The sequence below is a fragment of the Paenibacillus forsythiae T98 genome (assembly GCF_000520735.1).
Classification (GTDB): Bacteria; Bacillota; Bacilli; order Paenibacillales; family Paenibacillaceae; genus Paenibacillus_AQ; species Paenibacillus_AQ forsythiae.
Window position 1 is genome coordinate 1 of the sequence record NZ_ASSC01000607.1, and the last position, 5,010, is coordinate 5,010.

Sequence of the window (5,010 nt, forward strand, 5' to 3'; positions counted from 1 at the left end):
GTTCATGCGGACGAAGAACGGCGCCGAGAACAGCTATAACGGACCGGAGGAAATCAACCGGCTCGACTGGGAACGGTGCGCCGCCCATCAGGACGACGTTGAATATATGAAGCAATTGATCGCGCTGCGCAAGGCGCATCCGGCGTTCCGGCTGCGGAGCGCGGAGGAGATCCGCCGGACTCTCTTCTTTGAACGGGCTCCCGGCGGAGCGGTAGCTTACACGCTGCGGAATCACGCCGGCGGAGATTCGGCGAGCTACTTGTACGTAGTCTATAAAGCGAATGCAGGAGAGATGGCGCTGGCGCTGCCGGGCCTGGGAGATTGGCAGCCGCTGCTGGGCGGAGAACATGTCGTTCGTCTGACCAAAGAGCAGGCCATTATCCGCGGCATTGGAATGACGGTGCTGGCGGTGCAGTGACCGGCCCCGATCCATGGGAGAGAAACGGTACATTTTCCGCATCAAATGAATGATTCCTGGGATATTACAGACCCTCAGACCCTTCGGGGTCTTTTTTGTTTTGCGTGCCGGGGCTTCTTCCCGTGCGGCGAATTCTTTCTGTCGGCTGATTTTCCTAATCGCTAGGCCGGGGCGGAGCAGCGATGAGGAGCGCGACTGAAAATTAGATGGAACAAGCGGAGCTAATTAGATCCAAAACGATGTATGGTGGGGACTAAAGGGAATTACTCCAGCTAAATCGGGGGAAAGCACCGAAATTAGCCCCATATGCCAGAAATTGAGGGAGTTTTTCCGTCTATGACCGGAATGAGAGTAGCGATCCGGAGAATAAAGGGAGTGCTTCCCCTTGCTTCGCGACGGGGCCTGCATTTGGAGTGGCGTCGGGAATGCGGCCTAAATTGATTTAAATTTGAAATTTCTGTGATAATGGCAAAATGATGTTCTCGATTTCAACAAAAGGTGACATTGCTCACGTTCGGATATGGAAAGCGAATGGTACTATGTAGTCACTTATTACTTCTAATTTTAAATGTGGCGGACAACCGTACAGCCGGTAAAACATACGGATGCGGCCTGCTGCTTTGCTGCTTTACAGCGTCATTATGAATAGGCGCTCGGAAGGACCGAAGTCCTTGGTGCAAGCGGCATCTAGAATAGAACCGCCGGCCGGTCCGGCGGAAATCAAAGAAGACACGGAGGATGACAGGGATGGGTAAATCTACGGGATTTATGGAATATCAGCGCGTAACGCCTTCGGAATGCGAAGCGCTTGAACGGATCAAGAACTGGAACGAATTTTCGGTTCCGCTGGAGGAGGAGAAGCTGCGCGAACAGGCTGCGCGCTGCATGGACTGCGGAACCCCTTTCTGCCATGTGGGACGGCTGCTGTCGGGGATGGCCTCCGGCTGTCCGCTGCATAATCTGATTCCGGAATGGAATGATATGGTATATAAAGGGAACTGGGAAGTCGCTCTGAAGCGGCTCCAGAAGAATAATAACTTTCCCGAATTCACAAGCCGTGTATGTCCTTCGCCTTGCGAGGGCGCGTGTACGGTGGGAATGAACGGCCAGCCCGTGACGATCCGCTCGATCGAGAAAGCGATTGTGGATAAAGGCTTCGAAGAAGGCTGGATCAAGCCGGAGCCTCCGCTTGCGCGCACCGGCAAGAGCGTGGCCGTCGTCGGCTCGGGGCCATCCGGCCTGGCCTGCGCGGCTCAGCTTAACAAAGCGGGCCATACGGTAACCGTCTATGAACGGGCGGACCGGATTGGCGGCCTGCTGACCTACGGTATCCCGAATATGAAGCTCGACAAGAAGAAAGTGCAGCGCCGGGTTGATCTGCTCGAAGCCGAAGGAATTACCTTTATCACCGGAAAGGAAATCGGCAAGGACATTTCGACCGAGGAGCTGAAAGCACAGTATGACGCGGTTGTCCTGTGCGCCGGTTCGACGAAGACCCGGGATCTCCCGATTGAAGGAAGAGAGCTGTCCGGCATTTATCAGGCGATGGAGTTCCTTACCCTGAATACGAAGAGCCTGCTTGATTCAGAGCTTGAGAACGGGGAGTACCTGTCTGCGGCCGGGAAGGATGTTGTCGTGATCGGCGGCGGCGATACCGGCACCGACTGCGTGGCAACCTCCATCCGTCATGGCTGCAAGAGCGTAATTCAACTGGAGATCATGCCGCAAGCGCCGCTCACCCGCCAGCCGGGTAATCCGTGGCCGGAATTTCCGAAGGTGCTCAAGGTGGACTACGGACAGGTGGAAGCGAAGGCTTTGTACCAGGAAGATCCGCGCCGCTACCTTGTATCGACGAAGCGGTTCGCCGGAGACGAGAGCGGACATGTGAAGGAACTGCATACGGTGCGGATTGAGTGGGTGCGGAATGAAGACGGCCGGATGGTGCCAAGAGAGGTGCCGGGCAGCGAGGAAGTAATTCCGGCACAGCTCGTGCTGCTGGCGCTGGGCTTTACCGGACCGGAGGAGACGCTGGCAAGCCAGCTTGAGCTGGAGCTAGACGAGCGTTCCAATATCAAGGCGGAATACGGCGTGCATACGACCAATGTGGACGGCGTCTTTGCCGCCGGCGACATTCGCCGCGGACAGAGCCTTGTCGTCTGGGCGATCAGCGAAGGCCGCCAGGCTGCCCGTGAGGTCGACCGATATCTGATGGGCTCCTCGAATCTGCCTTAAGCCTTGAGGGGTGTACGCAGCTAAATAGAGCAAGAGGTTAAAGGGCGGCAACGGGGTGTCCGGTCTGAGCCGGGCGTCCCGCTGCCAGCACCGCTTTCGAGGCTATCGGCATAATTTCAGACTAACACCAATGAAGGGCCTCACTTTGTGGGGCCTTTTGCGCGCGGAGACGGCTGCGGGGTTGCTGCGGTATAGTGGTAATAGTACATATCCAAGTCAGGAAAGGACGGGAAACGCATGAAGCTGATGTTTATTTCCGATATTCACGGTTCGCTGCACTGGTTGAAGAGGGCGCTGGAGAAATACGCGGAGGAGAAGCCGGACGGCCTCGTTATTCTGGGAGATTTCATGTATCACGGCCCCCGCAATCCGCTGCCGGACGGTTACGATCCGAAGGCGGTGGCGCAGGAGCTTAATGCGATCAAGCGGCAGATTACTGCGGTACGGGGCAACTGCGACTCCGAGGTGGATCAGATGCTGCTCGATTTTCCGATGATGGGAGACTACACGCAAATTCTGTACGAGGGCCGGCGTATATTCGCCACGCATGGACACGGCTTCAGCATTGACAAGCTGCCGGAGCTTGGCGAAGGAGACCTGTTTATTCAGGGTCATACTCATGTTCCGGTGGCCGACATCAAAGAAGGCGTTTATGTCCTTAACCCCGGTTCCATCTCGCTCCCGAAGGAGAACAATCCCAATTCCTATGGCATACTTGCGGGCGGGGAGTTTACCGTTAAGAGCTTTGGGGGAGAGACGCTAAAGTCGATTCGGATATCCTGATTCGTAAAAAGAACACGCCCGCTTGCCGCGGGCATGGATGAAAGACCGGGCGCGGGCGTCCGGTTTTTTCCAATTTGCCCTTGCCGACCGCTCCGCTGCCGGAAAATGCCGGATTTCAGCCGCCCGAACGGAATTGAGCCGGGGTTGATTATATTGTATGATGGGTAAGGAATGCAGGGGAAAGTGTATTCTCAGACTAATGTAAAGCGAGCTAAAATGATGAATCCTAAAGCTTTGAACTATAGCATGCCGCCCGAATGGGCGAAGCATGAGCGCACGTTTATTTCCTGGCCGGTGCAGGCGTCCATGTGTTATCCGGGCGAGCATGAATCCGTATGCCAGGGATATGCGGATATTATCCGGGCCATCGCCGAATTTGAGCCGGTGACGGTCGTTGTGAATCCGGACGAGCAGGAGGAAGTCATGCGCCTCTTAAGCGGGCCGGGAATCGCCTTCCTGCCGATTGAACACAGCGACGCCTGGCTGCGGGATAACGGCCCGACCTTTATCGCAACCGGCGACGGGCAGCTTGCCGGGATCAACTGGAAGTTCAACGCCTGGGGCGGCAAATACTCGCCGTGGGAGCTGGACGACAAGGTGGCCCCGCAAATTATCGAGACGGTGAAGGTTACACGGTTCGACGCGCCGATCGTGATGGAAGGAGGTTCCTTTCATACCGACGGCGAAGGCACGCTGATTACGACCGAGGAATGTCTGCTGAACCCCAACCGCAATCCGGGGCTTGGCCGGGGGGATATTGAGGAGGTTCTTCGCCAGTACACCGGCGCGGACAAGATTATCTGGCTGAAGCGCGGCCTGAGCGGCGACGAGACCGACGGGCATGTGGACAATATCGCCTGCTTCGCGGCTGCGGGCAAGGTTATCCTTCAGGTGTGCGAGGACCCGCAGGATGAGAATTATGAGATTACGGCCGAGAACCTGCGCATTCTGGAGAATGCGACGGACGCCAAGGGCAGAAGGCTTGAGATCGTCAAAATCCAGCAGCCGCCGCGCGCCGACCATGAGGGCAGCCGGCTGACGCTCAGCTATCTGAATTTCTATTTCGTCAACGGCGGCATTATCCTGCCGGTGTTCGGCGCCCCCGAAACCGACGCTCTGGCGGAGCAGACGCTGAAGCGCCTGTTCCCGGACCGGCGAATCCGCACGGTGAACGGAATGGCGGTCATCCGCGAGGGCGGCAATGTGCACTGCACGACGCAGCAAATGCCGGACCCAAGCCATCAATAAGCTGTTTAAGCCACAGCAAGGAGGACATAAGCTTGAGAAATGTAAAGGTTGCCGCAACGCAGATGAGCTGCTCGGGCAGCATTGAAGAGAATATAGCCAAGGCCGACAAGCTGGTTCGGGAGGCGGCGGCGCAGGGAGCGCAGATTATTCTGCTGCAGGAGCTGTTCGAGACGCCCTACTTCTGCCAGAAGGAGAAGTCGGATTATTATGAATACGCGACTGAGCTGGAACAGAACAAGGCCGTTAACCATTTTAAAGAGGTGGCCAAGGAACTGAAGGTTGTGCTGCCGATCAGCTTCTATGAGAAGAAGAACTATGCGCGCTACAAT

Annotated in this window: 4 protein-coding genes and 1 pseudogene; all 5 read left to right on the forward strand. The window is 56.5% G+C overall.

Features of this window, described 5'->3' with window-relative positions:
- A pseudogene (locus tag L692_RS33010) lies at nt 1-418 on the forward strand (type I pullulanase); the annotation flags it as partial.
- A gap of 747 nt (nt 419-1,165) precedes the next feature.
- Entirely contained in the window at nt 1,166-2,650 is a 1,485-nt protein-coding gene (locus L692_RS0118900) for a glutamate synthase subunit beta (RefSeq protein WP_025701634.1), read from the forward strand.
- Nucleotides 2,651-2,887: 237 nt separating this feature from the next.
- Complete coding sequence (gene yfcE / locus L692_RS0118905; RefSeq protein ID WP_025701635.1) at nt 2,888-3,433, forward strand: phosphodiesterase; 546 nt, start codon at nt 2,888-2,890, stop codon at nt 3,431-3,433.
- 219 nt (nt 3,434-3,652) lie between these two features.
- Nucleotides 3,653-4,681 carry an agmatine deiminase family protein gene (locus tag L692_RS0118910; RefSeq protein WP_025701636.1) on the forward strand — a complete coding sequence of 343 codons (1,029 nt, stop codon included), beginning with the start codon at nt 3,653-3,655 and terminating at the stop codon, nt 4,679-4,681.
- A 32-nt stretch (nt 4,682-4,713) separates the two neighbouring features.
- Nucleotides 4,714-5,010 (forward strand): nitrilase-related carbon-nitrogen hydrolase (locus tag L692_RS0118915; protein ID WP_025701637.1); only part of this gene is annotated, 297 nt, incomplete at its 3' end.

Coding starts and splice junctions, on each gene's coding strand:
- L692_RS0118900 (WP_025701634.1), top strand. CDS start 1,166: ATGGGTAAATCTACGGGATTTATGGAATATCAGCGCGTAACGCCTTCG.
- yfcE (WP_025701635.1), top strand. CDS start 2,888: ATGAAGCTGATGTTTATTTCCGATATTCACGGTTCGCTGCACTGGTTG.
- L692_RS0118910 (WP_025701636.1), top strand. CDS start 3,653: ATGAATCCTAAAGCTTTGAACTATAGCATGCCGCCCGAATGGGCGAAG.